A 26,562-nucleotide genomic window follows, 5' to 3' on the forward strand; every position below is an offset into this window, starting at 1 on the left:
AACGCGGCCTGCGCCGGCAACGGCCGTGTTGCCGAAACAGCGCGCGAAAGCCTCATTCGCGACTGCGCCGGATCAGTCGTCGCCCCGTTTTGCCCAGAGTGCGTCGAAGGCGTTTGAATCGGCGGCCCACATTGCTTCTCAACACCTGCTCCAATCGACTCAGCGCCCGGTCGACCTCGGCCGCCTGTTCGATGCTCAACGGATGCGCCCCGTAACGAACCTGGTAATAGGTTTCGACGATGCGAACAATGCCGGGCGTCAGGTCGCTTTCTCCCGTTTCGGCAGCCAGTTGAGCGCCGACCACTTCGATGAACCGCTGCGGCGTTTGATTGATCGGTCGTTTCATGCCGTAGCGGGCCAAAAGACGTTCGAGGTTGCGATAGAATTCGATCGCGATTCGGTCGGCGTCGGCCCAGCGCTTGGGTCGGAAACCGAACTTTCGGTACAGCCACAAGAGGACGCGATACTTGTTCCGCAACGCCCGCCATAACGTGATCAGTAGTGCCGCAACGATCAACACCGCCGATCCCATGAAGATCAGGCGTCCGCGATTTTGCGACGCGTAATGTATCCACCCGGCGCGAAACCGCGCCCACCATTCGCGGTCGAACGCCGATTTGACTTGCTTGGTTACGGTTTCGGCCAACGGGCGGTAGATGGTTTGCTCTTGGCGGCCCTGGTCCAAATCGGCGATGTAATGCACCCAAAGGTAGTCCAGCCAGTTCAAGGCGCTGCCCATACGCACGAAGATGTTGCGTCGGGCAATCTGCTCGTCGCGGGCGTAGGGAGTCGGATCCAAACGCAGCCAGCCGCCGCGCAAGTACCGGTCGCGGGCGTTTTCTCCACCGGCCAGCAGATACGAAGGAATCTTGTTCGGACCGAGGTAGATTTCGACCCACGCATGGGCGTGTAATTGCCGTACCTGGTAGTACTGGCCGAAACGGTTGAATTCGTCGGTCTTGTATCCGACCACTACGCGGGCGGGAATTCCGCGGCTGCGGAGCATCAACGCGAGTGCCGTCGCGAAGTATTCGCAATGTCCCTGCCGGTGAACGAAGAGGAAGTCTTCGATCGGATCCACCTCGGGATCGCGTTCCGGCGGATTGAGCGTGTAGGCGAACTCGTTCGAATCGCGAAATCGTGAAGTGAAATAGATCGCCAGCCGGTAGTGATCGTCGGGAGGAACCTCCGATTCTTCAGCCCATTGGGCCGCCAGTTCCCGCAGCCGACGCAACCCGAACTGCGTGGGATCCTGCGGCAATTGCATGTGGACCCAAATGTTGAACAGTTCGGTCGAAGGGGTGAGCGCATCCAGGTCTTGTCCGCGAAAGGCGGTCGTTCCCAGCTCGTAGGCGAACCGCTGGTTCGTCAGTTCGCGAGGCCGAAACAACCGTTGTCGCAAGGCGTCGTAATACACGCGCTGTTCTTCGCGGATGTTGAAGCACGGCCAGACGGCGAACAGTTCGGGGCGTTCGCTCGGTTCGATCGTGATTTGCTGAATGGTGAAGGGCTTGTCGGCGTCCGGGCCGATGGGGCCCGATTCGAGGCGACGATACCGGCGTCCGCCGGGGCCGTGATGGGCCCACAGTCCGCGGTAATACTGCGTCAACACCGCGCCGCGCAGATACAACGGGCTGACGGCGCGGAAGGTCTTGTTCGTGTCGGTACGGATGAGTTTCACCCGCATGATCGGCCGCGGATCTTCGATGATTTCGCCCAACTCGCCGAGCCGGACGGTCGGTGAGAACCCGACCATCGACGCGGGCCGCGTCTGATGCCCTCGCCACGGTTCGCCGCCGATGCGGGGAATGATGAAAAACATCGCCAATGTCAGCAGGATCGTGCCGAATCCCAGTCCCAGCATGCGGCGCCACAACGGCCAGCCCAGGCGAACCTCGGCGGCATCGCCGGAAGGAGGTGCCCCGAAGGTGCGCGTCGGCGGTCGCTTTCCGTTGCCTTCCGAAAGTTCACCGGTACTGCGGCAATACTCGTGCACGAACCGCAATTCGGTCTCGTGCATTTGCAGCAGCAGTAACGTGGCGATCCCCGTTCCCAGGTACAGCAGCAGCAAAAGCCCGAACAAGGCCCCTTGAACGAATGCCGCGGCCGAAACGACTTGAAACAGGCTCAGGGCGACCAGGTAGCGGTAGGTTTTCAACGTCTTTCGCCGGAATTGCAGAATGACCTGCAAGTAGACCAGCAAGTTCGCCGCACTGAAGACTTGCAGCGTTCCTTGGAAGGTGAACACCTGCCACACGACGACCGCCAGGGCCGCCAGCATGGCGACGTTGACCAACGTGCGGCTGAGGTAAAGCTTGCCGCCGATATCCGTCCACCACAGCGAGACGATCGACGCCAAGACGGCCAGAACGGGCAGCCACGGGTTTTGCGCACCGATGCCCAACATCGTCGTCGCCAACGCCGCCAAAATCGCAACGGCAATCTGCAACAAACGCTCGATCCGCGTCGTCCGTTCCGGAAACGTCTCGTCGAGATTCGTGTTGTCGGCGGGGACCGCAATGCTTGCCACGGGATGCTACCTGGTTCTTCGAACCGACGTTGAACTCGATCGCAGGAGCCTTTCGGCTACGGTTTCCTTTCGTCGCGGTCGCTCGACACGGCGACCGGCTCGGGCTCTTTCGTTTCGGTCGACGACGTCGATTTCGTTTGCCGTCGTCGCGGATTCGTCTCTTCGCGTATCGGCGAGAAGAATCGGAACACCTCCGATTGGGACGTATCGACGATTCGTAATCGCGGCGCGGGGACGGTGGCGGCCACGCGCTGCATGAGTCGATCGTACGCCTCGCCGACGACCGGCCGGGTGGAAACCACGATCACCTCGCCTGCGGCGAATGCCCCGTTGCCCGCCTTGTTCAGCAATTCGGGCAGTTGCGACCGTTCGGCCGGTTGGATCGTGGCCAGGGTTTCCATCGCCATGCCCAACATGCCGCTGGAGACGGGGCCGCGGATCCACGTCGCCTTGTTGCCGCCCAATCCCAGGGCGATGCCGGCACCGCCGCGCCGACTCAAGCCGTCGATCAAAGTGGCGGTAAGCCCGACGGCGAGTTCTACGGGATCTTTCGTATCCTCCGTGGGACGTTCACCGTCCGCGTCGCTCCAGTGCAAGTCGAGCAGCACGACGACGTCGCGGTTGCGGGGTTTTTCGAATTGGCGGACGACCAATTCGCCGTGCTTGACCGACTGTCGCCAGTGAATGTATCGGGCACTGTCGCCTTGCTGGTATTCACGCACGCCGAAGAAATCTCCCGTGGCCCGATGCGCCCGCGTCTCGCGCCGTGTTCGACCTTCGAAAGCGTGATGACTGGGAAACCAATCGGGACGCAAGGTTCCGATTCGCGGGAAGACGATCACTTCGTCGGGCAACTCGACCGTCCGCACGACGCGGAACAACCCGAAGGGGAAGCGTGTCGAGATGTGCACGGGGCCTACTCGATAGCGTCCTCGCCGCGAAAGTCTCGCTTCGTACGAGAGGGCCTGCCGTTTGCGAGGCGTCAGGTACCGAAACAAGACGGCGCCGCGGACGAGTTCGGGGTCGCCTGCCTCGGGACCGGTGAGAACGTCTTCCACCACTACCGACCACACGCCGCGCAAACGATAGCCGCTCTCGAGGTCGATCCGAACGACGAGCGGATCGCCGACGCACACTTCGCGCGGCAGTCGGCGGCGGACGGAGAGACGCTTCAGATTCGCCCTTGCCGTCCACCAACTCAAAAACAGCGGTCCCGATACCAGGCCGCCGATCAACAGCATCAAGTTGACCTGCCGGATTGTCGCCGCGGCGATCACCGCGCCGGCCAGCACGAGATAGTACCAGCCTACGCGGGTCAGTCGGGTACGCCACGTCGATTTGAGAGTTTTCGGCCGAGCCATGATGAGGATATCCGTTCACCGCCGCAGTGCCGACGAGCGATCGTCTACGGGCTGTCGTCCAATGCGGCGATCAATGAGGAACGGGAATGTCGTCGACCAAACGCTGCACGATCGCCTCGACCGCCTCACGCTGGCCTCCGTGCAGGTATCCGTGTGCGATCACCCGGTGCGCCAACACCGGCACGGCCAATTGTTTGATGTCGTCGGGCACGGCGTAATCTCGGCCGTTCAGCAGCGCCAAGGCCTGCACGGCACGATACAGGGCAAGCGATCCGCGGACACTCACGCCCACCCGCAATTCGTTGCAGTTTCGCGTCGCCTCGACGATGTCCATGATGTATCCGGACAGCGAGTCGTCGACTTTTACGTTGCGGACGAGTTTCTGCAAGTGATGGACTTCTTCGGCACTCAGGACCGGTTCGAGTTTGTCGACCGGTTCGCCGTCACGATGGTCGGAAAACAACCGCCGTTCTTCTTCGCGACCGGGGTACCCGATCGATACACGCAACAAAAATCGGTCGAGCTGACTTTCGGGCAACGGATAGGTTCCTTCGAATTCGACCGGGTTCTGGGTCGCAATGACCAGGAAGGGACGCGGCAGGTCGTAGCTGTTGCCGTCGACCGACACACGACCCTCCGACATCGCTTCGAGCAAGGCGCTTTGGGTTCGCGGCGTCGTGCGGTTGATTTCGTCGGCCAGCACGATGTTCGCAAAGATCGGCCCTTCATGAAACACGAACCGCTGTTCGCGGTTGTCGAACATCGAGCTGCCGGTGACATCGGCCGGCAGCAGATCGGGCGTGAATTGGATGCGCCGGAACTTGCCCGAAACGCTCCGTGCAATCGCCCGGCCCAACAACGTCTTGCCGACACCGGGGACGTCTTCCAACAGCAAATGCTCGCCCGCCAGCAAGGCCAGCAGGCACATGCGGACGACGTCGTCCTTGCCGAGGACGACACGGTTGATGTTTTCGCGCAGCCGCTCGATCTGTTCGACGGCGGCCGGAATAGATTCGTCGTTCATGGAAGCGACCGGCCCTTGATTTCGGGAATTTTTCATTTCACCCTTGACAGAACCGCCAGACCAATCGATCGGGGTGGTCGTTGAGGGCGAATGGGTCGTCGAGTCGGTTTTCATCGTCTATGGTCTCGCGAATAAGGATGCTACGCAAGTGTACGCCGGAACTCGTGATTGGGCGAATCACCCGATGAGGGGTAATCCACCCCCGTCGTACGACAAATGACTGTCGAGTCGTCAAAGCCGCCCTTGCCGCCGGATGTGGACAACGATTCATTTCGCGTGGTGGTGGGCCCGGTGCCGTGTTTCCCCCAACAAAACCGCTTTGCGGCGCGGGACGACCTTCGAATCGGATAACGAGAGAGCGGGAATCCCCTATAACTGCGACGGCACCCCCCCCGATCGGTTCGAGAAACGATCGGGACAGGACAGCTCGTTAGTTTTCGTTTCGGCTTTCCGTCGCGGGCAAATGCGCGGCGCTCCCAATGAACCCAACCCGGTGCCACGGCGCAAGGTTACGACTGATCGCAATTTTGCCGAATATTCGGTGTCGGAGGGCGAATCTTCGGCATAGGAACCGCAATGCGGCCGTGAAACGCGTCCTCATTTCGGCAACTTCGGCGAACTGCTCTCGATGTGTTGCTCACTACCGCAACGAGGAGTTCGCCTAGGACTTCCGGCACCATCGCCGTTATAATGGGGAGACAGGGCAGAAAACGTCGTGACAACACGTGCGGCCGTGGGGTCCTTGGAGTTCGCAGCACGGCCCGGCGTCTCATCGGTCTACTTTTCTTGAACGTATAGGACACGATTGTTCGGCGATCGCGGCAAACTGCCGACGCGCGAGAGCGATCGCGTGGTCGCGGCGGGTTCGGCGATCGAACGGACTTAAATCCCGGCAGGCATGACTCGGCTAAACGAATCGAGCACCGAATTAGACGGGCCGAGTTCGGATTCGTCGGTCGAAGCACCGAGCGAAATCTGGCTCGACGGCGGCGTGCTGGCGTGCGCCTGCCCCGAATGCGGTGCGCCGATGTCGATCCGGCTTTGGTTGGCGTTGGCCGATTGCTTTCGCTGCGGGACGAGTGTCGAGCTGACCGAAGAGCAAGAAGAATACGCTCGTCGTTTGCTCGACGATTGGCAAAAGCGACAGGCCGCCGAGATCGAAGGGGCCTCGCGAATTCGCTCGACGATGCGTCGCGGTCCGGCGGGCAACGGGAGCGCGCCGGTCGCAGCCCCGCAACCGGCACCGGCACCGCATGTTCCCGAAAGGCGGCTGCGAAAACGCCGCGAATCGCCCTGGAGCGATCCGGTCGAAGAATCGCCGCCGGTGTCGCGAGCCGACGTGCTGCGGCATGTTCTGCATCCCGCCCGGTGGCGAAGTCTCGGCGAGGCGATCCTGACCGACTTGCCTGCCTGGCTGATCAGCCTGATCGTCCACTTGATTTTCATTCTATTATTGGGCCTGTTGAACATCGCGTACGAGCCGCCGCCTCCGAGCATCACGTTGTCGACGTCGATCAATTATCGTGATACACCCGGTGAAGAGGGGTTGCTGGAAGAACGTCTGGCGGAGCCGTTCGAATTCGAAGATGCCGGCGATTTCGAACCGATGGATTTGGTCGAAGAGTTCGCCCCCGGCGCGGCCGAGGTCAATCTGTCGGGTATCTCCGACATCATCCCGCAGGTTCCCGACGATACCGAAATGGCCCTCGACGTGCCCGAGCCGTCGCAGGAACCGGCTCAAATCGGGTACATGTTCGCCGGGCGAGATCCTCGCGTCCGCTCGCGATTATTGAACGAGCAAGGGGGAACGAACGCGACCGAAGCGGCCGTCGCCCGCGGCCTGCGATGGCTCGCCCGTCATCAAAATGCCGACGGAAGCTGGAGTCTCGACAAGTTCCATATGGCTCCCGGGGCAAGCGGTTCGGAAACCGGCCAAGGCCAGAAAAGCGATACCGCCGGCACGGCGCTTGCCTTGATGGCCTTCTTGGGGGCCGGGCAGACGCACGCCCAAGGCGATTACCGTTTCGTCGTGCTGCGCGGATTGAATTGGCTGGTGACGCACCAAGGCAAAGACGGCGACTTGCGAGGCGAAGGCATCGGCGACATGTATGCCCACGGCCAGGCCACGATCGTCTTGTGCGAAGCGTACGCCCTGACCGGCGACAAGCAACTTCGCGAACCGGCGCAGAAGGCCGTCGATTTCATCATCAAGGCCCAACACAAGAACGGGGGTTGGCGATACAACCCGGGCCAGGCGGGCGACACGAGCGTGTTGGGATGGCAATTGATGGCCTTGCGCAGCGCCCGCATGGCGTATTTGCGCGTTCCCGATTCGGTGTTCGAAGGGGCTGCGCGATTTCTCGATTCGGCGCAGACCGACAAGTACGGCGGTCGTTATTCGTACTTGCCGGGCAGTTCACCGACCATGACGATGACCGCCGAAGGGTTGCTCTGCCGCCAATACCTGGGCTGGCCTCGCGACCATCGCGGCCTGAAAGTGGGAGTCTACTACCTGCTGAGTAACCACATGCCGCCCGCCGAATTCGATCGGTCGGAGCCCTGGTTCTATTACATGTATTACGCCAGCCAGGTCATGCACCACATGGGCGGCGACGTGTGGAAACGCTGGAACCCGGCCATGCAGCGACTGTTGTTGAGCACGCAGCGGACGGACGGTCCCGACGCCGGAAGCTGGGACCCGATCGAGCGGTTCGGCAACCAGGGAGGACGCATCTACTCGACCGCCTTGGCCGTCTGCACGCTCGAAGTCTATTACCGGCACATGCCGCTGTACGATTCGAGCCCCGCGATCTACCTGCGCGATGCGTTGGACGAAGACACCGCCGAGTGAGGCTCCTCCGGGGAGCACGCGACGGTCTTCGATGTGTCACGTAAGCACGGGACACACGTCGAACCATTGACGGCCTTCCTGCGCCATCCACTTGTTCGCGATCGGGGGGCCCCAGCCGCCTTCTTCGTACAATTCCAGGTGCGGCGGTCCGCCCGCGTCCCACGCTTGCTGAATCGGATCGATGATTCCCCATGCCAGTTCGACTTCGTCGGAGCGGGCGAACAAGCTCGCGTCGCCGGTGATCGCATCGAGCAACAAACGCTCGTACGCCTTGGGCATTTCTCCGGCGAATTTCTCTTGAAAGTTGAAGTCGAGGTCGGTCAGCCGCAACTTCATGCCCGCGTCGGGGACTTTCGTTTGGAAATGCAATTGAATGCCCTCGGCCGGTTGGATTTGCAGCACCAACCGGTTCGATTCGTGCAAGCGGCTGCCTTCTTCTTCGAACATCATGTGCGGCGGTCTGCGGAACTGGATCACGACCTGGGTCGTGCGGCACGACATCGCCTTCCCCGACCGCAAGTAGAACGGTACCCCCTGCCACCGCCAATTGTCGACGTACAACTTGACCACACCGTAGGTTGCAGTTTGGCTGTCGGGAGGAACGCCGGGTTCGTCGCGGTACTTGCGATACTGTCCGCGCAGCGTGTGCGAGGCGATCCGTTCGGCATCCAGCGGCCGAATCGCCCGCAGCACCTTCACCTTTTCGTCACGAATCGCATCGGCATCGAGTCGCGACGGCGGCTCCATGGCCGTCAACGTGAGCAATTGCATGAGGTGATTCTGGAACATGTCGCGGAGGATGCCCGCGGTCTCGTAGAACTCGGCCCGGTAACCGACGGTGACCGATTCGGCGGCGGTGATCTGCACGTGGTCGACGTAGTTGCGATTCCAGATCGGCTCGAAAATCGTGTTGGCGAATCGCAACACGAGAACGTTCGCGACCGTCTCTTTGCCCAGGTAGTGATCGATGCGGTAAACCTGATGTTCGGCGAATACGCGGTGAATCGCATCGTTGAGCGCCCGGGCACCGGCCAGGTCGCGGCCGAAGGGCTTTTCGACGACCAGACGTCGCGGTGCTTGTTCTTCGACCGCCAGGCCCGTCGCTCCCAGGTGCGCAACCGCGGGTTCGTAGAACTTCGGGGCCGTCGACAGGTAGTATACGCGGACGGCCGGTCTGCCGCCTTCCACTTCGTCGAGAAACGCTTTCAAGCGGTGGAAGTCGTCGACGTTCGTGATGTCGCCGGGAAGATAATACACTGCCGGACAAAAGGCGTCCCATGTCGCCTGGTCGAACTTGTCGCCTAGGAATTCCTTGGCGTGCTCGGCAAGTTTGTCGCGCCACGCTTGATGCTCGAACGGCGTGCGCGAAAAACCGACGATGCGCGTCTGCTCGGGCAACCGCTTCTTGCGGAACAGCTCGTACAGGGCGGGAATCAGCTTGCGGCGCGTCAGGTCGCCCGATGCTCCGAAGATGACGATCGTGTTCGACATCGGCTCCGTCTCCTCCGTGGCGGTCTCGTCGTTCGGTCGAAAACCCGTTCGACCGTCGATTTCCAATGGACGTGCTCCGAGGGATGTTCGTTACACGAAAAGGATGACGATCGCCTCGCGTCGGTGATTACTCGGCGGTGTTCGGCGGCGTATCCGGCATTTCCATCAAGATTTCGGCATGGGCGGCGACGCCTTCGGGCGAGGCGAGCGCTTCGGCTTTCAATCCGCGAAACCAAGTCAATGGAGGCGTCAAGAATCCTTGGGGGGCCTTGGCAGAGAGAAAACCGTCGCCCTCTCCCGGCCGCAGTGCCGTCGAGGTCCATCGGCCGATTCCGAATTCGTCTTGCCGGTACTCGTACTCGCCGCCCAAGGGACAGCGCAGTTCGACGTCGAGCAACATCTCGGCCAGCGTCTTGCAGTCTTCGCCGGGTACATGAAGCTGCTGTTCGAGCGAATGCAACAGACGAATGTTGCCCAGCGAGGTGCGGCGCGTCCGCCAGTACACGAAATCGTTGACCAAGGGAGTGATGCGGGCCTGGGCGATGTTGCCGATCTCGATGCGGCCATGCACTTCGTGGTCGGTTTCTTCGTAACGCAATTGCGACGTCGCATGGGCCAGCACCTCGGGCTGGAAGGAAAAGACGGTCGCCCCCTGCATCTCACGGCGCCACAGGCCGAACAATCCGACCGTGTAGCCATTTTCGTCCGGCGGACGACTGAACCATCGGTTCATTTGTCCCAGCCATCCCACCTCGCCGGTTGTGCCCAGATAGCCGACGAAGATGTCCCGCAGACGCCCCGTAGGAACGATCTTGCCCTGTTCGATTTCGAGCGGAGGCGTCATGTCCATCAAGCCGCCGAACAGGCGCCCTCGATTCAAAATCACCTCGAACTGGGCGATGTTTCCTTCGATCGGCGCCAGGCGGAAACGGTCGGCCGGCCCCAGTTTTTCCATGACCTGCCGATAGTTTTCTTTGGCGAAGGGGGTGATGCGGGCGTCGACGATCAAACGCACCGGCCCTTCTTTCGGTTCGTCGCGGGCAAGGGCGACGGTGATCGGATCAAGCCGTTGCCACTCGCGCGCATAATGCGAGAGAAACCGCGCGTAGATCTCGCGCTCGTGCGGAGTGATCCGTTCGACGGGGACATCGGCGATCGGGACGAAGGCCCCGCGCGCACCGCGGACCGAGTCGACGACGTCGCCCGTCTTGCTGAGAACGGTTCGGCTGCCGTCGGGACGCGGTCCGAAGTCCTTGGGCAGCCATCCGCCTTGTTTCAGGTCTTCGATCGTGGTGATGTCGTGGCCTTCGGAGGCGGCCGCCAGCAACGCCAGTTGGAGCATGTCCATGTCGGCCAGCGCCTGCAAACGGCGTTCGGTTTCGATGCGGTATGCCGGGCCGGTCAACCCTTGCAGGAACGGCCGCGACAGATACACGAAGGCGGTGTCGTCGCGCGCGACGGGGAAGAGCTTGCGGGCATGGCGGAACTCGGACAGTCCCGCCAACGCCCCTTTACCCGCTCCGGCTTCGAAAAACCGTTCGACGATCGTCCGACTGGTCGTCACCAGGTGAAAATTGCCGTCGGAGGCGAGATACGAGCGGATCCGCCCGTCCGGGGAATGCAGGTACGAAACTTCATGTCCGGCGATCTGAATCTTTTCGTCGACCGCTTCACCCCGCTTCACCCGTTCGGCCCGGCGATTGAGCAAGTCGGAAAGAAACAGCGGTCCGTTGTTCACCTGGAACAACAGCCCGAACGACGGGCCTTCCTGAAAATACAAGTCGCGGCCGATCATGGCCACATCGGCGACGATCGCTCCGCCGAACATGCGGGCCAGCGCGCTTTGCTTGACGACCAATTGTTGCTCGATCTTTTCCTTGACGCCGTAATTCAGCGATCGTAGGGCCACGAGGTTTTGGAAATCGCCGCCCCAGCGGGCCATTGTATCTTGTAGCCAAAGAAAATTTTCGAAGCTGCCGAAACGAATGTAGAAACATTCCTGCGGTACGTGCTCGGCGATCGGCTCGACCTCGACCTTTTCGGCCTCGGGAATTTCGACAGGGGCCGATTCGTCCCACGGCTCGGGCAACGGCTGATCGGCCGTCTGCCGATAGGCGTCGCCGTGGAAAAAACGGTCGCGGATCATGTCCAACCGCAACGGCTCGCTGCTGAGCGCCAGTCCCAGTTTCGAGCGAAACCATTCTTCCCACGAGTCGTCTTCGGCGGCAGGCGGTTTCAGTCCGAAGCGGTAGGCCAGCATCGACCTCAGGTACACGTCGACGAACGGCGGATAGTCGGATTGCGATTTCTGACCGGCGTATTTTCCCCACCAAGCATCCAGCAACCGCATGTAACCGCGGGGATCGGTTCGGGGCTGAACGACGACCGCCACGGGCTGCCTGCCGACGAGCGTGATCTGCAAGGGAGTCTGTCCGCGAAACAAAAAATAGACGGTCCCCGGCGGTGCCGCGCCGACCAAATCGGCGAAGAATCCGCCCAACGGCGGACCGGCGACGACCGGATACAGCACCCGATCGTCTTTTTCCTCGATCAACACACCTTGGACGCCGAGTCCTTCGGGGACGAAACGGGCATCGGCGGGAAAGTCGATTTTCGCCACGCCGAAGGGGTTACCCAGGTAGGCTTCGCCCCGGATCTGACCGTTCACCGGGCCGGTCGAAACAACCGCCGCGAGATACACCACCAGGCACGCGAGCAATCGCGTACCCGTCCATCCGTGTCGGCAATACATGGCAAGCTCCAAAAAATCGGCGAAAAAGCGGCCAATCGAAGGGATCTTTGAAGAAAGAGTCGCCAAGATAAAGGTACCCTTTGCCCTTTCGGCGGACAACTACACCTTTCCCCGACGAAGGCCGACGACAGGTGACGGAGCCTTTCGCCCACACCGACGATCGTCGCCGGCGATGGTTCATCGATGAGGATGCCCGAATGTGGACCGACGCACTTCGTTATTGGTTGCCGCGGTTTGTAGGTTCACTGTACGCCGTTTTTCTGGCATTGTTTGCGACGGACGTCTTCGGCAGCGGCCGGCCGTTCGGCGAGACCGTCTTGGCCTTCGCGATTCATTTGATTCCGGCGGCGATTGCCGCAGGGATACTCGCGACGGCGTGGCTACGGCCGAGGGTCGGTGCGTGCTTGTATTGGCTCGCAGCGGCAGGGTACGTGGGACTGACGTTCGATCAAGGCGACGTCGTCGCCTGGTTGCTGATCGCCGGACCGCCGGTATTGGCCGGGCTGTTGTTTTGGGCATCGCCCGCACGGAAGGGGGCTTGTTCCAAGCCGGACGGCGGTTGACATGATCGCCGAGGGTCAGCCTTCGAAGTCGTCGATTTCTTTGACCCAGCGTTCCAGATCGCTGAGCGGTGTGATCCATTCTTCCGATTCGGCTTCGGGGTCGGTCGGCTTTTGTTCCCGCAACGCGGCGGCCCGCTCTTCGGCGGCCGTACTCGGATCGAGCCGTCGGTCGCCGTCGTTTACACTACGGCCCGAGACGGCCGGATCGTCGTGCCGAGGAAAGAGAATCGCACCCGTGGGACACACCCGACTGCACGCGGGACAGCCCGGCCGGCACTCGTCGGGCATCGCCACGAAGATCCGTGAATTCTCGTCGAGATCGTATACGCCGAACAAGCAGAAATTCAGGCACTCGTAGCAGTCGGTGCAACGTTCGAAATCGACGACCGGATACCAACGTTCGGACACGGCCTCGTCGCGTTCGATCTCGACGGCGCCCACTGCATCATCGCCGACGGCGTCGAGATCACCGATCCACCGTCGTACCGCCGTCGTCAATCGCTCGATTCGGGGTTCCGGCGGCACGGTGATACAGCGAATTTCCGGTGCATCCTCAGGCCGCGTGCGTTTGCGATCGTTCGTCAGCGGAATGCCGTCGATTCCCAGGTAATACCGCGCGTCGATTCCGCGGGCACGAAGCAACCAGTAGATCGCCCGCGGTGCCAAGTGCGAAACGATGCCGATCGGTCGCGTTTCGCGGGCCAACTGCGCGAAAAGTGGATGGGTGTCGGGAAGATCGTACAGCGACGGAATGCGAGACACGTCGACGCCGTCGATTTCGCCCAACTCTTGCGCAATGCGGTCGAGCGCCTTTCCGGCGGCGAGCGAGCGGGAGTCGGACGATATCAACATCAACACGCGGGCCATGACGACCGGTCGCAAAAGGGGCGAAGGAGTGTGACGAAGTCGGTGTCGATCCAATCGCATTCCAGTGTAACGGCAAGTATACCCTGGTGCGAACACCCCGGCGAGGGTGAGCCTGGAACCTGATTGACCAGTGAATCGGTGAAGTTTTTTCTCGATTACAGGTCGAAGATGATCTCGGCCCGCCAGCCTTCCGCTGTGCGTTCGACGGTAAGGCCGTGATAGGTCACCGCCTTGATTTCCAAGTCGAGTGTATGGCGATCGGCGTCGAACCGTTCCCCTTCGAGCACGCCGTGGAGCTCGCCTTCGTGGAAGGATACGTGAACGCGGCAGGCGAGAAACCGCTCGACATCGAAGACGTACAACACTTCGGCCAGCCAATCGTGCAGCAATTCGGCGTAGTCGGGTTCGCAGGCTTCGCCCGCCGCGGCCGGAAAGGGGAGGACGATGTTCCGCCTTTCCTCAGAACGAACACTTTCGAGGTCCGGGCACAAGAGAGTGTACAAGCCGAGCGTCGCCTCGGCGAACAGGTCCTTGAGGGTATCGGCGGCGACCCGCAATCCGATATCGGCGGTGTGGTCGAAGGTTTCAAACATGATGTGGTTTGCACGTAGGCTTGCGATCACACGGCACAACGGAGGTTCGACGTTCTTGGGGAAGCATCAACGGCCGCTCGGGTTCGCTTCGCGAAACGACAACGTCCATCGCGACGGCGCCTCGGCAGTCGTCGAGGCCGATAGTTCGAGAATTCCTCGCAACAATCGCGTTTCGACCGCCAATCGCAGTCGGCCGTCTCGCCGCAAGAGGACGACGTAGTCGCCCGCGTCGCAGCGCGACACGGCGCCGCGATTGTCGCTGATCGGGCCTTCGTATTCGAGGTAGCGTCTTCGGTGATCGGGCAGACGTTCGACCGGCATGCGCTCGCGTTTCACCCAATCTCGGGGCGGCTCGGAGACGGCAAACGTCCACAGCCGCGTGTGGGTTTCCAGAAGTAAGTCCCAATGCAGGCCGCGGGGCGCATCGTGTTTCAAGACAACCAATCGCGGCATGACGGCATCACGCAAAGCAGGAAGAAGTCCGCCGTCTCGGTGCTCGGCGGCGATTCGCTCAGGGGGCCCCGACGACGGTCGTCGTGACCTGTCGGACGACCGGAGACAGTCCGGCGGCTTGGACCTCGGCCGAGACGACCGCCTCACCCGGCGATTCGGCCGACATGACGACATTGTACTCGACCTGTTCGCCGGGGCCGAGGGTCGACATCGGTTGAAAGATGATCGACTGAGCCGAACTGCGGCCGTCCAAGGCGGTCGGTCCGCGGCTTTGAACCCGATCGAGACGGAGCGAGGGCGAACTTTCGACCTTCAAGACGACATCGTTCGCCGCGGTCGAGCCTTGGTTGATCACCTTGAAGACGACTTGTTTCGTGCGACCGACGGCAATCGGGTTGTACCGATCGACCACCGACAGCAGGAGCGGATCGGCCGATCCGCCCGGTGCCGCAGGCGGCATGGTCGGTGAGTCGCTCGCCCCGGTCGGCGAGGCCGGAACACCGGTGTTGCCCTCCGGCAAAGGAGTTTCGGTGCCGGGTGGAAGCGTGCCGGGAAAGCCGATCGGTTCGACGCGGGTGCAGGCCGTTCGTTCGAGTTCTCGCCCGTCGGGAATCGAGATTTTGACGTTCACACAGGCCTGCTCTTTGACCTGCGTCGCCTTGCAGTTGAGCGTAAGACGCACGCCTTTGTTCGGTTCGAGATCGACCACCCATTGCAAGGCATTGCCGACGAACGTGTAACCGCTGCTGCCGTGCGTCGGTTCGAGGGTTTCATCGTAGTCGATCAGCACGCGCACGCCCTCCAGCGAGGTCGTGCCGCGATTGATGATTTCGACCTGGTAGCGGGCCGACTCGCCCAAGCGCACGTTCGGGCTGCCGGTGAAGGTGACATCGACAGGCGCCGGTCCCGGCGGCTGCACGGCGGAAGTGCCGGAGCCGGTTTCCGGCGGCATCGCTCCGGCGTTCGTTCCCGGCAACGGCGGCAAAGTGCCGGCAGACGCTCCGGTCGACGTTTCGCCGGGCGTCGACGGTCCTCCCTCGCCGACAGCACCCGTTCCCGACCCGCCGAGCGGCGGTGTCGTCGGAACGCTTGGGGTAGAAGAACCCGGCGGGGGCGACGTTCCGGGTGAAATTCCGATTCCGCCTTCCAGCGGGCTCGTGCCGGGGTTGCTGGTTGCACCGGGCTGCGGCGTCGGCGGTGCGGCGCCGGTCGCACTCGGTGTCGGTTGGGCAGGTTGCGGCGCCGCCGAGGCCGTCAGGCACATCTGGCGGCTTGCCGCGGCTTGTCCGTCGGAAAAGATCGTGACCGTGTGGCACCAGCTTCCCGCTTCGACCACGCGGAACGTGATGCTGATGCGTTTTGTCTCGCCCGGATTCACGCCGCCGGGTAAGGCGCGTTCGATGCCGCCGACCGCCGCCGGATGCTGCAAGCCGCGATCGAACGTATCGCGAACGACGATGTTCGGCGCGGCAACCTGTCCGCGATTGATCAGTTCGACGATGTAGGTGACCTCTTGACCGACGGTTGCCTGGTCGGGGCCGCGAACGACCAGTTCGAGTTGCGACGTGCCGACGGTCGTGTTGGTGCAGTTTTGCGCCGAGAGTCCGCCGTCGGCGGTGGCCTGGGCGCAGCACGACAGCGCGCCGGTATTGGGGAACGAGTAGGTCACCTGGAAGTTTCGCGTTTCGTGCGCTGAAAGGGTTCCGACCTGCCATTGCAATTGGGTGCCGGAATTGACGGCCGGAGGACTCGACGCCTGGAACATCGCCCCCTGCATGACCGGATGGGTGAGCACGACGTTTTGGGCGGGCAGATCGCCGGGATTCGATACCTCGATCGTGTACGTGCCGCTGCCGCCGCGTCCGACGACGCCCGGTCCCGTGACGCGAACGCTCAATTGCGGCGCCGACCAGGTGACCATCGTCGAACCGCAACCGATATTCAATTGTTTTCCGCCCGCCCCGGGGGCGTCGCCGGGACGGATGATTTGAATGCGAACCTGCGTCGTGCCTCCGAGGGCTTGCGTCTGGTAGACATCCACGGTCGCCTGGCCCATCGAGTCGACGGGCACTTCGGCGACCTGGCCGCCCGAAGGCCCGAACGCCGCCGCAGCGCCGCCGGTGATTTCGTACCGCACCTTCCAGCCCGAACAGGGGCTGCCGTCGCTGCGATGGGTGACCTTGGTCGTCAGCGTTCCGCGTCCTCCGGCCGGCAGAATGACCGGCGAAGGGAACATCCATTCGGCATCGACCCAATGAATGACGGCCGTTTGCACGCGGCGCTGCCAGTCTTGAACGCAGGGAGCGTACGCGCTGACGACGCTCGTTCCTTCGACGTGTGAAGTGACCGTCACCCACGCTTGACCGGGACGAATATAGACGTCGTCGTCGGGCGAAACGGTGCCGCGCGTGAGTTGGAGATACTTGCGGACGGAACTGGTGACGACGAACCGGTCGGTGATCTTACGCGGACGCGTAAAGTCGCCCACCAGATAATCGGTCAAACCGGCTTTGGCAAAATCGACGAACTCGCCGACACTTTCCGGCGGGATCGTCCACTCGACCCGCTGGTTCGTGACCATGTAGTCGTCTTTACCGACGACGCTGGCGATCAAAACGACTTCACTGCCGACCGGCATCGCCGTTTCGGCCGGCGTGACGACCAGATCGGAACATAGCGAGCCGCGCGAAGGGACCGCGCGATACGGACCGGGGTCGATCACTGCGTTCGCCGGTGAGCCGGGTTCGACGGGCGTATTGGCCGGGATGAACAGTCGTTCGCCGGTGGGGTCGATGCGGTAGCCCAGGCATCCGACCAGCGTCGTCGCGCAGACGCCAAGCGTCGCCGCAATCGCAACTAGTCGGTTAAAACGGCCGGTGTATTCCCGTCCGTCCATGGATGGGCCCCCGCCATAGGAAAAGTCGTCAATCCGTTCACCGGGGAAAACCGAGGCGCAGAGGGATCCGCCAAGCGTCTCGGCATCGCAGGCATGATAGCGAACCGACGTCGATCCACAAAGGCCAATTTGGGGGTTTTGGGAAGAAAACGAGGTTTCGTCGGTCTCGGCAAGATCCGGCGGGCTTCAAAGAACGCCCCGCAGCGGTTGGTGCGTTCGCTCGGCCGATTTCCTTCGCCCTTGGGGATTTGCTATGATAAGAGCGGTCCGCGTGGGCGGAAGACCGGATAGCAGCTTTTTCACTTTGCAAGGAATCCGACGATGCGTACGTTCTGTCTTTCACTCGGTGTGCTTTTGTGCCTGGGACTATTCACACTGGGGTGTCAAAGGCCGGCCGAACCGGCGGGTGGAACAACCGATGCGGCCGAAGAATCGACGGCCACACCGCATGATGCTTCCGGTGCTGCAAGTACCGATGAAACGGCGGCCCCGGCCGATGTTCAAGACAGCACCTCGAACGCCGACGAAACCGGCATGAGTTTTCCGGCAGCCGCCACGGAAAGCGCTGCGGATGATGCGGCTTCCGATGACGAAGAAGGCGAAGTGCGACTGGAACGTGTTTTCGGCGTGTTCGGAAAAGCGGCGGTCGAAACGGCGGAAACGGCGGGAGGAAGCTTGGGCATTCCGGCGCCTCCCAGTGGAGACGGGGGATATCCGGCAGATGCACCGCCCGCCCCGGCGTTCAATCCGTAAACGCAACATAAGAAGGCAAGAATCGGACGGATACCCGCGCGCCGTGTGCTACGCGGCGCGTTCTTGTTTGCGCGTCACGCGGGGGCCGACCGTCACGCTCATCGGCAAGAGGGGCGTCGCGGTACACACCCATTGCGGCAGGGGAACGTTCGCACGCGACTGATCGGGAAGCGACCAAATGCCGCGCTTGGCGGCGCGGGCTTCGGCCTCGGCGCGGCGAAGGCGTTCTTTGACGGCTTCCGAAAACGTGTACCGGTCTTCGACGGTCGCCAAACCTGCCCGCACGATCAGTTCCGAAAGCAATCGCTCGCCGTCGTCTTCGGCGATCCACACGTGGGCCAACGTGCGGCCGAATTTGTCGGTGCGTGGGCCGTCGTATTCCAGCCGCACGATCATCTGCGACGCGGCTAGTTGCTCTTTGACGAATCGGGTTGCTTCGGGGCCGAAGGGTTCGACGGGCCGGTTCGGCGCCACCGTCTCGGGGGTGTCGATACCGATCAACCGCACGCGCGTCCCGTCGGCCAGCAGAAGCGTGTCACCGTCGACCACTCGCTCGACGACGGCGTAGTCGGGGTCACTGCGGGTTTCGATTCGAGAAATACGCTGCCATCGCATCCAGAGGGTGACGGCGACGAGAATTACGACCAGCAGCGTCATCCCCTTCGGGGTATCGAGGGGGATCTTGCGACGAGACATCCGGATGCGCATCGGGTTCCTTCCTCACGGCATACGATGACGGAAACCGGCCCACAGCCGGGAACGGCATCGTGTTCGGCGTATGGTGCGAATCCCTTCTTCCCGCCGCTGCGGATCGCGTTCAGTTTTGACTGAAGTCCAAGATCTTGCTCGAATCTCGTCCTAGCGGGTTGCGGAGAAAACGCTTGCGGCACTCGGGGCAAAGATCGAAACGGAAGTTTTGGACGGCCGGTTCGAAGATGCCGTCCCGCTCGTCGGCCTCCAGGCGGCAGAGCAGTTCCTGTATTTCTTCCAGGTGGTCGCGATCATCGTCCTCATCGTCGACCGTCGGATCGAAGGCGGCGGAGACCTCGATCTTGACGACGTATCGGCATTCGAGATCGGGATCGATTTCCCGCCTACAAAGGTCGCACGAGTAACGAATCATCGGCCCGCTCTCCCGGTGACGCCGTTACCGACGTCACGCAGATCGAAAATACGAATGAGGACACACCCAACAAATCCATCGTAACGGGAGCGAGCGAAGCATCGCAAGAGAAACGCGACCGAAAAGCAAGTCGTCGCGCAGGCATTCTTTCGTGCAACTCTTGACAACCGGAAAACTCGCTGATCCGGAAACGACGAACGATCAGCGCGCCTGCGGCGGAAAGCGCAAGGCCTTCATCCATTCTTCGAGAACCCACCCGACCTTCGCCATGCTCAAGGCGGAACAATTCGCCGGGACATCGGCCTGTGTGTGCCACGGCGGGTAATCGAAGTCGATCACGTCACAGGCGGGGATGCCGCCGATGTTGTGCAGCGCCAAATGATCGTCGCGCACTTCGTGCTTTTTGCGAGGAATGAATTCGCGAACCTGCAATCGCGCCGCCGTCGCCCAAATGTCTTCCGAGATCCAGCGTGAATCTCGCCACCAGACGCTGTTCCGCTCGTAGTACAGTTGCAGGTCTTTGTCGGAAACCATGTCGAGCAACACGGCCGCGCGATAACGGTAGTTGCGGCGCCCTTCCCGATACTTCCGCGAGAAGTATTCCGAGCCCCAAAAGTACTTGTCGTAGGGGCTGAAGATGAACTCTTCTCCGTCGAAGAAGACGAAATCGACACCGTAATCGAGTTTCATATCGGGAATGCGATTGCCCAGTTCCATCAAGATGGCGACGCCGCCTGCGTTGTCGTTCGCGCCGACGAACGTTCCCCGCGGATTCTTCGGATCGAGCATCGGAAACGGCAGCGTATCGTAGTGCGCGGCCAGCAACAGACGCTCGTTGCTTTCGGGATGCCAGCGGACGATGAGATTCGTCATCTTGACGCGGCGGCGTTCCCGCGGATGCGGTACGTAGAACTCTTGGCGTTCGACTTTTGCCCCCAACGCCTCGAAGTGTTTGATCAGGTATTCCTGTTGCCTGGCCATGCCGGGCGAATCGCTGGGCCGAGGACCGATCGCACAGAGCGCTTCGAGGTAGCCGAAGGCCCGCCTGCCGTCGAAGGGAATCTGATCGAGCGTCAGGTCGGAGACGTACTGCCCGGCCGAAGAATTGCCGCCGGCGTACCACCACGTTCCGACGGCCGCTCCGGCGACCAGCAACACACCGATCGTCCCGTAGACCCAACGTCCGAATCGCGGCGGCACGTCGGCCGATGCGTTTTGGGGTGCGGGCGCGTCTTTCGGTTGGCGTGCAGCACGGCGGCGCTCGGGCCGACGTTTCGTTTTCGAGGAGGTTTTCCGGTGGGCGGCCGTCATGCGATCGTCTCCGCTGGATCGTCGCGGCGAAAACCGCGACGGGGGTTCTTTTCTTTACAAGCACACGCCGAGCCCGCATCGCTTTTCATCATCTTACCCCCATGCGCAGGAAACGGACAACGCGAATCGGGGCGAATGAGAGGCGGTCCCGCGGAACAGTTGATGCACCCGGCGCGCACCGAGACGCATCGTCGGCGTTTTTTCGGGCGAAAAAGGCGGTCGTCAGAGTGTGCCTTCTTCGACTTCGGGAACGGCGCCCTCGGGCACCATCGTCAATCCGTCGGAGGCCCGCAGCGTCACTTTGTAACGCACCCCTTCACGGACTTTCAGGTAGACGACTTGCCCGTGTGCGGCACGAATGCCCGCATCGCGAGACTTTTCGACGTCGGCTGCGTATTCCCAGAACTTCGACCACAATTCGCGCTCGAACGGCGACATCGGGTTGCCTGTCGCGTAGGCTGCGGGGCGATCGCCCTCGGGGTCGAGGCGAAATCCTTCGGCCGGGGCCTGCTTTTCGCCGTACACGCGCTGGAACAGGCACAAACTGGTCGCCCGCAACGGGTCGCCTTCTTCGACGAAATGGTCGTCGAATTTGATTACCAGCGCATCCAGAAACACCTTGTCGCCCTCGACGGTGAATGTGCGCGATTCGGCCAGGGGCTTGCCGCTGTCGTCGACCTCGACGAACCGGAACTCGGTGCGGACGATATTACCCTGATCGTCGCGATCCTGATCGAGAACATCCACAAACGCCACCCGGCGATCGACCTTCAACAACTTGACCGCGGTTGCCAGACGCTTGATTTCCTTTTCTTTCTCCCGGAGATCTTGTTGCAGATCGGCGACGGTGCGGTTCAGCTCTTCAATGGCGACGAGCTTGCTGCTCAATTCGCGCCGGAGATCGGCCAGTTCTTGCTTGCGTTCGTTGAGTTCCTTCCGCAGATCGTCGGAAGCCTGCTTCTCGGCGTAGTAGTTCGAATAGACCCACCAGCCGCCTGCGGCCACGGCGCCCAAAACGACGACCGTCAACACCAGGCCGAGGAAGGCATTGATCGCTTGCAGGAATTTCGTCACGGCCGTTTCTCCTGGGAATCGGGCGGCGCTCGGTGCGTGCCGGACGGCAACCACCGGGCAGCTTGCCGCCGATCGTGGTGCTATTTACGGCACATTCCGCCGAATCGATACAATCGCGGCAATGCGCCCAGCGTAACAAGTCCTCTACCCATTTGTAGCACACCACAGGGGGAAGGAAACCCAAAAAACGCGACCGGCCGTGAGGCGGTACGGCTCTCCCCTCTTGCCGGGAACGCGAGGTTATTCACTTTCTGCCAAGAACCGTTCGCCGCCGGAAGCAATTTCTTGCGCCAATGCTTCCCAATCGGTGTCGGCCGAGACGGGCACGAACCGGCATTCCGACAGGCTGCGAAACCACGTGCGTTGGCGCTTGGCGAACTGGCGGGTGTGGCGGATCGTCCATTCGCGGCAGCGGTCGAGATCGAACCTTCCCGCCAGGTGATCGAGAACTTCGCGGTATCCGATCGCTTGCGAGGCCGTGGGGCCCAGCGGATGCGCCCCCGCTTGAATGCGGGCGACCTCGTCGACGAGCCCTTCGGCAAACATGCGATCGACGCGACGGGCGATCCGTTCGGCCAGCTCGTCGCGATTCCAGTCCAACACGAATACGCGACATTCCCGAGTCGGAACGGGCCGGTCGAACTCCCGTTGCAGCGCGCTGATGGGGCGGCCCGTCAAGCGATACACTTCCAACGCACGGATGATTCGCTTCGTGTCGTTCGGATGCAGGCGCGCCGCCGATTCGGGGTCGACCTTCGCCAACTCGGCGTGAAGCCGGCCGGGCAGTTGCGATTCCGCCTGCCTGCGCAATTCTTCACGCAACGCCGGATCGGCCGGAGGGCCTTCGAAGATGCCTCGCAACAACGCCTTCAAATACAACGGCGTTCCGCCCACGAAGATGGGCGTCTTGCCCCGCGCAAGCACGTCGGCGACGGCGGCCGCGGCGTCGTCGAGATAGCGGGCGAGGCTGTAGGCTTCGTCGGGCCACACCAAGTCGATCAGGTGATGCGGCACGCGGTCGCGCTGCTGCGCGTCGGGCTTTGCCGTTCCGATATCCATCAGGCGATAGACGCTCATCGAATCGAGCGAAAGAATCTCGCCGTCGAGCCGTTCGGCCAGCAACAGTCCCAGCTCGGTCTTGCCCGAGGCGGTGGCGCCCGAGAGGATCCAACAGCGGTCCAAGGGAATGCGCGAAGCCATCTCGTTGAAGTCGAATCGCGTTTCGAGTGCGGAACACCGGTGTTGCCTTCGACCGGGGGTGTCGAGGTGACCCGTCAGGCGGGATCGCCGAAAGGAACGAGTCGCCGTCCCCGTCGGTAGATCGCCTGCAATTCACCCCCATCGAGAATTGCATCATACCACGTGTCGGCCCGGTCCGAGACCCTATCGCCGTCGCCTTCGACGCGCCACACGAGGAAATCGGCCTGCGCCCCGACGGCCGGAAAAAGCGGCCCGTGTGAAAGGGTCCGCCCCGTGCCGATTTCCCACAAGCGCATTCCCCGGGCCCATCCCCATGCCCGGAGGCGTTCCAACGAGGTGGAAACCCGCAACACCGGTGACGATGCGCGGCTGTCGCTGCCCACGGCGACGTTCGGCAGCTTCGCAAACGCGACCGGATACGCCTCGCGGCCGAATTGCTCGTGCGTGAGCGGACACACGACCAACGCCATTCGGTCGGCATGTTCGGCGACGAACCGTAACTCGGCGTCGCGCAGGTACCGGCCGTGAATGATTCGCGCGGCAGGAGCGCGGGCGAGTTCGCGCAGGTAATCACCCATCGTGATTTCGCGAGGTCGCAGCGATTCGTTCCACAGACCGCGCTCTTCCAGCAATCGCCGAAACGGTCCCGTGCGATGGGCGAGTAACTCGGCTTCGGCAGCGGTTTCGGCGACATGCATCGCTACCGGCACGCACTTGCGACACGCCAGGTCGATCACCTTTTGCAGCACGGGAAAAGGCACCGTGTAAGGCGCATGCGGCGACAATCCCGGCCGAATACCGTGCCGCCGGCAATCGTCGATGAAGGCTTCCGCTGCGGGCAACCATTGTTCTTCGCGGTCGCCCCCCGGATCAATGATCTCGAAATAGGCCGTGATGTCGATCGGAATATCTTCGCCGTCGGATTCGCCGGTGCGGCAACACCCCTGTTGCCGTGCGATGCGGTAATCGGCGCCGGTGGTGCCCGGCTGGGCGATGTCTTCGACGGCGAGCGTCCCCGCCGCGAGACATTCTGCCGTTCCCTCGGCAACGGCCGCGCGGCGATCGTACGCCTCACTTTGCCGAAAAGCGATCACGCGGCGCACCCACTCGGTGAACGATTCGCCGCCGGGAAGCGGCTCGTTCCATTGCGACAGTTCGAGGTGGACGTGCGCATCGACGAACGCCGGAGTGAGGACGACTTCGCCCAAGGCGTGCCGCTCGAGGTGAATGAGGGCGTCATCCGAGGGAATATTGCCGATCGCAAACGGTTCGCCGCCGGTGCCCGCAACTATTCCGGTGATACCGACGACGCGACCGGCTTCGGTGTACACGCGCGCCCCTCGAAGGCTCGGTATCGCGTCGATGCCCGCCAGTCGAGCGGCCGAAAAGACATGAACGGTTCGCTTGCCGGAAGGCACAGACACCTCCTTGCCGCTTGCCGAGAGCCGGTTACGCGGCGCGCAGCGCTCGGCGTCGCGACTTGGCCGCGTTGCGGAACGCATACAAGATCAAGATCGCCAACGAGAAGCTGGTCATCACGACGGGCCAGCGGACGAGGATTTCGCCCTCGCGAAACAGGACGAAGTGTTCCACCCAACGGTTGTGGAGGAACCAATCGGCCGATGCCCGCGACCACAGTACGCCCAATGCGTTGTGCGTAAAGTGGAACGCCATGCACGGCAAGATGCTGTCGGTCTTGACGGCCAACCAGCCGATGACCAGCCCGACGAAAAAGGCGATGATCGCCTGTTGCAAAATACTGTGACCGGCGGCAAAGAAGAAAGACGCCAGCAACACCGCGTGCCATTGCGAACGCATTCGCCGAGCGCCAGAAAGGACGAACCCGCGGTAGGCCAGTTCTTCGACCAATGCGGGCGTGACGGCCACGACCAAAAGCATTTGCCACAATGGGATGTCGACCTGCATGTACGCCTGTAGGGCGGCTTGCAGCTTCGAATTCATCGGGTATAGCCGCATGACCCATTGTTGCAACGTCAGCACGGCCGGATGCATCAGCAAGGCCAGGCCGATCGCCGCCGGAACCGCCCACCAGCGCGGCAGACGCAACAACAACGTTTGTTTCGGGCTGGACGTCATCGCGAACGTCATCAGCAACACCGGGGGCAAGAGGAGGCCGATTTGCGTGACCAACGCGAGTTGCAGGAAATCGAGTTTCGCCGCCCAACTGCCCAGTGCGTTGGTTGCGAAGAACCGCAAGAAGATGATGACCAAGCCGCAGGTAACCGCTGCGGCCAAGGTCGGTGTCGCCTCACGACGGGCGAAGGCGTACCGAAGCCACGGTCCCAGTTCCAAACGCTCCCCGCCGCGGAACAGGGCATTTTCGGAGTTGAACTGCTCGACTGCCCAGCGGACCGAAAAATACACACCCGCCAACGTGACCGCCGAAACCGGCAACACGTAGGGAAGCGTCTCGGCGTAGTTGCCCTCGATCAGATTTTTGAGCAAGAGGACCAATCCCGTGACGGGGATGAGGCTGTTGCCCAGGTTCAGCTCCAGCCGCTGTGCAACCGGCAACCCGACCAAGGGCAACGTGATGAACAGCAGCGGCATCAGGTAGTATTGGCCTTCCTTTGTGCTGCGGGCGAAGGCGGCGATCGCCAACGCCAACGCGCTGAACACGGCTGCCGCCGGAGGAAGCGCCAACGCCAGCCAAACGACGGCCAACAACGGCGGACGCCCGAAATTGCCCACCTGCGAAAAGGCAAATACCCCGGTGATGCCCATGCTCACCAAATTGAGCGCAGCAGTGACCATGCTGAAGACCATCACCGCGCCGAGCTTTCCCAAGACGATTTCGGATCGCCGCGCCGGACTGGAAAGCAATGTTTCGAGAGTGCCGCGTTCCTTTTCACCGGCACACAAGTCGACCGCCGGATAGAACGCCCCGGTGAGCGTCCATACGACCAGCAGCACGGGCAGAATCTTCGACCACACCACCGCGCCGCGCAGTCCCGTGTGTTCGGCGACGTCTTCCTGCCGTACCTGGAACGGCCGCACGGCCTTGGGCGACAAGTTCTTGGCCGCCAGGTTCCGCTCGCCGACGCGGTCGAGCCATTCGCGGATCACCGGTTGTAATCGCTGGACGGCCAGTTGCGATCGCTCGGTGGCCGTCGAGTGGATCACCTCGGGGCTGGGAATCTCGAGTGTGTCGTCGCCGACCGGCACGCCGCTCGATTCGCCGTCGGCATCGAGTGTGTCGTCGATTTCCACGGCGTCTGCCGTGTCGGTTCCGTCGATTTCACCTCGTCGAATGGCCTCGCGGAAGGCTTCGAGACGATCGGCGAATCCCGGCGGAAAATAGAGCGCCGCGTCGTATTGGCCGCCCAAGACAGCTCGCCGAACTTCTTCGCGCGACAGCTCGCGCCCTTCGGAACGGGCGAAGACGATTTCAATATCCCTCGCCTGCTCGGGCTTGGGAAACAAGTCGGCGGCAAAGCGATTGTTTTCAAATAGCGGCGGATCCCCCAGTTCCCGCGCACCGACTACCAGTACACGACTGGGTTTGTCTTGCATGAACTGCGAAATCTGGAAGAAGCTGATCCCCAAAAGCGGATAGAGCAGCACCGGCAACACGGCCACCATGAATACCGTGCGCCGGTCCCGTAGCTGGTCGCGGATCTCGCGACCGAACACCAATTTCACGTTCCGCCAGGTCATGTGGATCGTCGACTCGCTCATCCGCCCAAGCGTCGCCGCTTG

General features: G+C 62.1%; 19 protein-coding genes. 3 read left to right on the plus strand and 16 right to left on the minus strand.

What is annotated here, in order from left to right; translation table 11 throughout:
* Window positions 1-52 precede the first annotated feature (52 nt).
* From ACYQ2I_RS17155 to ACYQ2I_RS17165, 3 genes are all read right to left on the minus strand, one after another.
* Entirely contained in the window at window positions 53-2,530 is a 2,478-nt protein-coding gene (locus ACYQ2I_RS17155) for a transglutaminase TgpA family protein (protein WP_460168257.1), read from the minus strand.
* A gap of 56 nt (window positions 2,531-2,586) precedes the next feature.
* On the minus strand, window positions 2,587-3,891 hold the full coding sequence (locus ACYQ2I_RS17160) for a DUF58 domain-containing protein (RefSeq protein ID WP_460168258.1): 1,305 nt from the start codon (window positions 3,889-3,891) through the stop codon (window positions 2,587-2,589).
* A 70-nt stretch (window positions 3,892-3,961) separates the two neighbouring features.
* Entirely contained in the window at window positions 3,962-4,915 is a 954-nt protein-coding gene (locus ACYQ2I_RS17165) for an AAA family ATPase (RefSeq protein WP_460168259.1), read from the minus strand.
* 1,027 nt (window positions 4,916-5,942) lie between these two features.
* Between ACYQ2I_RS17165 and ACYQ2I_RS17170 the strand changes: the two genes are divergently transcribed.
* A complete protein-coding gene (locus ACYQ2I_RS17170) occupies window positions 5,943-7,766 on the plus strand; it encodes a prenyltransferase/squalene oxidase repeat-containing protein (protein WP_460168260.1) in 1,824 nt (607 codons plus the stop codon).
* Window positions 7,767-7,802: 36 nt separating this feature from the next.
* On the opposite strand, the gene zwf is transcribed toward ACYQ2I_RS17170, so the two are convergent.
* On the minus strand, window positions 7,803-9,257 hold the full coding sequence (gene zwf, locus ACYQ2I_RS17175) for a glucose-6-phosphate dehydrogenase (RefSeq protein ID WP_460168261.1): 1,455 nt from the start codon (window positions 9,255-9,257) through the stop codon (window positions 7,803-7,805).
* Between the two features lie 127 nt (window positions 9,258-9,384).
* Complete coding sequence (locus ACYQ2I_RS17180; protein WP_460168262.1) at window positions 9,385-12,009, minus strand: hypothetical protein; 2,625 nt, start codon at window positions 12,007-12,009, stop codon at window positions 9,385-9,387.
* A gap of 197 nt (window positions 12,010-12,206) precedes the next feature.
* On the opposite strand from ACYQ2I_RS17180, the gene ACYQ2I_RS17185 reads away from it, so the two are divergent.
* Window positions 12,207-12,572: a DUF7670 domain-containing protein gene (locus ACYQ2I_RS17185; RefSeq protein ID WP_460168263.1), complete on the plus strand. Its 366-nt coding sequence runs from the start codon at window positions 12,207-12,209 to the stop codon at window positions 12,570-12,572.
* Window positions 12,573-12,587: 15 nt separating this feature from the next.
* Here the strand turns inward: ACYQ2I_RS17185 and ACYQ2I_RS17190 are convergent, their stop codons facing one another.
* From ACYQ2I_RS17190 to ACYQ2I_RS17205, 4 genes are all read right to left on the minus strand, one after another.
* The gene (locus ACYQ2I_RS17190) at window positions 12,588-13,439 is read right to left on the minus strand and encodes a hypothetical protein (RefSeq protein ID WP_460168264.1); all 852 of its coding nucleotides are present in this window, start codon (window positions 13,437-13,439) and stop codon (window positions 12,588-12,590) included.
* A 155-nt stretch (window positions 13,440-13,594) separates the two neighbouring features.
* Window positions 13,595-14,032: an archease gene (locus ACYQ2I_RS17195; protein ID WP_460168265.1), complete on the minus strand. Its 438-nt coding sequence runs from the start codon at window positions 14,030-14,032 to the stop codon at window positions 13,595-13,597.
* 66 nt (window positions 14,033-14,098) lie between these two features.
* The gene (locus tag ACYQ2I_RS17200) at window positions 14,099-14,485 is read right to left on the minus strand and encodes a DNA polymerase ligase N-terminal domain-containing protein (RefSeq protein WP_460168266.1); all 387 of its coding nucleotides are present in this window, start codon (window positions 14,483-14,485) and stop codon (window positions 14,099-14,101) included.
* A 58-nt stretch (window positions 14,486-14,543) separates the two neighbouring features.
* A complete protein-coding gene (locus ACYQ2I_RS17205) occupies window positions 14,544-17,381 on the minus strand; it encodes a COG1361 family protein (RefSeq protein ID WP_460168267.1) in 2,838 nt (945 codons plus the stop codon).
* A gap of 321 nt (window positions 17,382-17,702) precedes the next feature.
* Here ACYQ2I_RS17205 and ACYQ2I_RS17210 point away from each other — a divergent pair, with 321 nt between their 5' ends.
* Complete coding sequence (locus ACYQ2I_RS17210) at window positions 17,703-18,134, plus strand: hypothetical protein (protein WP_460168268.1); 432 nt, start codon at window positions 17,703-17,705, stop codon at window positions 18,132-18,134.
* A gap of 48 nt (window positions 18,135-18,182) precedes the next feature.
* Here the strand turns inward: ACYQ2I_RS17210 and ACYQ2I_RS17215 are convergent, their stop codons facing one another.
* The 7 genes from ACYQ2I_RS17215 to ACYQ2I_RS17245 form a co-directional block, all read right to left on the minus strand.
* Window positions 18,183-18,842 carry a thermonuclease family protein gene (locus ACYQ2I_RS17215; protein ID WP_460168269.1) on the minus strand — a complete coding sequence of 220 codons (660 nt, stop codon included), beginning with the start codon at window positions 18,840-18,842 and terminating at the stop codon, window positions 18,183-18,185.
* Between the two features lie 109 nt (window positions 18,843-18,951).
* The gene (locus ACYQ2I_RS17220) at window positions 18,952-19,257 is read right to left on the minus strand and encodes a hypothetical protein (protein WP_460168270.1); all 306 of its coding nucleotides are present in this window, start codon (window positions 19,255-19,257) and stop codon (window positions 18,952-18,954) included.
* A gap of 201 nt (window positions 19,258-19,458) precedes the next feature.
* On the minus strand, window positions 19,459-20,568 hold the full coding sequence (locus ACYQ2I_RS17225; RefSeq protein WP_460168271.1) for a M28 family peptidase: 1,110 nt from the start codon (window positions 20,566-20,568) through the stop codon (window positions 19,459-19,461).
* Between the two features lie 222 nt (window positions 20,569-20,790).
* The gene (locus ACYQ2I_RS17230) at window positions 20,791-21,642 is read right to left on the minus strand and encodes a hypothetical protein (RefSeq protein ID WP_460168272.1); all 852 of its coding nucleotides are present in this window, start codon (window positions 21,640-21,642) and stop codon (window positions 20,791-20,793) included.
* A 240-nt stretch (window positions 21,643-21,882) separates the two neighbouring features.
* On the minus strand, window positions 21,883-22,842 hold the full coding sequence (gene miaA / locus ACYQ2I_RS17235; RefSeq protein WP_460168273.1) for a tRNA (adenosine(37)-N6)-dimethylallyltransferase MiaA: 960 nt from the start codon (window positions 22,840-22,842) through the stop codon (window positions 21,883-21,885).
* A 74-nt stretch (window positions 22,843-22,916) separates the two neighbouring features.
* The gene (locus ACYQ2I_RS17240; protein ID WP_460168274.1) at window positions 22,917-24,260 is read right to left on the minus strand and encodes an amidohydrolase family protein; all 1,344 of its coding nucleotides are present in this window, start codon (window positions 24,258-24,260) and stop codon (window positions 22,917-22,919) included.
* Between the two features lie 31 nt (window positions 24,261-24,291).
* Window positions 24,292-26,541, minus strand: coding sequence for an ABC transporter permease subunit/CPBP intramembrane protease (locus ACYQ2I_RS17245; RefSeq protein ID WP_460168275.1), 2,250 nt, complete (start codon window positions 26,539-26,541; stop codon window positions 24,292-24,294).
* Window positions 26,542-26,562: the final 21 nt, after the last annotated feature.

Source organism: Thermostilla marina (assembly GCF_054657455.1).

What these genes read in the sequence shown, in the direction of transcription:
- ACYQ2I_RS17160 (WP_460168258.1), bottom strand. Translation starts at nt 3,891, where the DNA reads ATGGCTCGGCCGAAAACTCTCAAATCGACGTGGCGTACCCGACTGACC.
- ACYQ2I_RS17165 (WP_460168259.1), bottom strand. Translation starts at nt 4,915, where the DNA reads ATGAACGACGAATCTATTCCGGCCGCCGTCGAACAGATCGAGCGGCTG.
- ACYQ2I_RS17170 (WP_460168260.1), top strand. Translation starts at nt 5,943, where the DNA reads ATGTCGATCCGGCTTTGGTTGGCGTTGGCCGATTGCTTTCGCTGCGGG.
- zwf (WP_460168261.1), bottom strand. Translation starts at nt 9,257, where the DNA reads ATGTCGAACACGATCGTCATCTTCGGAGCATCGGGCGACCTGACGCGC.
- ACYQ2I_RS17180 (WP_460168262.1), bottom strand. Translation starts at nt 12,009, where the DNA reads ATGTATTGCCGACACGGATGGACGGGTACGCGATTGCTCGCGTGCCTG.
- ACYQ2I_RS17185 (WP_460168263.1), top strand. Translation starts at nt 12,207, where the DNA reads ATGTGGACCGACGCACTTCGTTATTGGTTGCCGCGGTTTGTAGGTTCA.
- ACYQ2I_RS17190 (WP_460168264.1), bottom strand. Translation starts at nt 13,439, where the DNA reads ATGGCCCGCGTGTTGATGTTGATATCGTCCGACTCCCGCTCGCTCGCC.
- ACYQ2I_RS17195 (WP_460168265.1), bottom strand. Translation starts at nt 14,032, where the DNA reads ATGTTTGAAACCTTCGACCACACCGCCGATATCGGATTGCGGGTCGCC.
- ACYQ2I_RS17200 (WP_460168266.1), bottom strand. Translation starts at nt 14,485, where the DNA reads ATGCCGCGATTGGTTGTCTTGAAACACGATGCGCCCCGCGGCCTGCAT.
- ACYQ2I_RS17205 (WP_460168267.1), bottom strand. Translation starts at nt 17,381, where the DNA reads ATGGACGGACGGGAATACACCGGCCGTTTTAACCGACTAGTTGCGATT.
- ACYQ2I_RS17210 (WP_460168268.1), top strand. Translation starts at nt 17,703, where the DNA reads ATGCGTACGTTCTGTCTTTCACTCGGTGTGCTTTTGTGCCTGGGACTA.
- ACYQ2I_RS17215 (WP_460168269.1), bottom strand. Translation starts at nt 18,842, where the DNA reads ATGCGCATCCGGATGTCTCGTCGCAAGATCCCCCTCGATACCCCGAAG.
- ACYQ2I_RS17220 (WP_460168270.1), bottom strand. Translation starts at nt 19,257, where the DNA reads ATGATTCGTTACTCGTGCGACCTTTGTAGGCGGGAAATCGATCCCGAT.
- ACYQ2I_RS17225 (WP_460168271.1), bottom strand. Translation starts at nt 20,568, where the DNA reads ATGACGGCCGCCCACCGGAAAACCTCCTCGAAAACGAAACGTCGGCCC.
- miaA (WP_460168273.1), bottom strand. Translation starts at nt 22,842, where the DNA reads ATGGCTTCGCGCATTCCCTTGGACCGCTGTTGGATCCTCTCGGGCGCC.
- ACYQ2I_RS17245 (WP_460168275.1), bottom strand. Translation starts at nt 26,541, where the DNA reads ATGAGCGAGTCGACGATCCACATGACCTGGCGGAACGTGAAATTGGTG.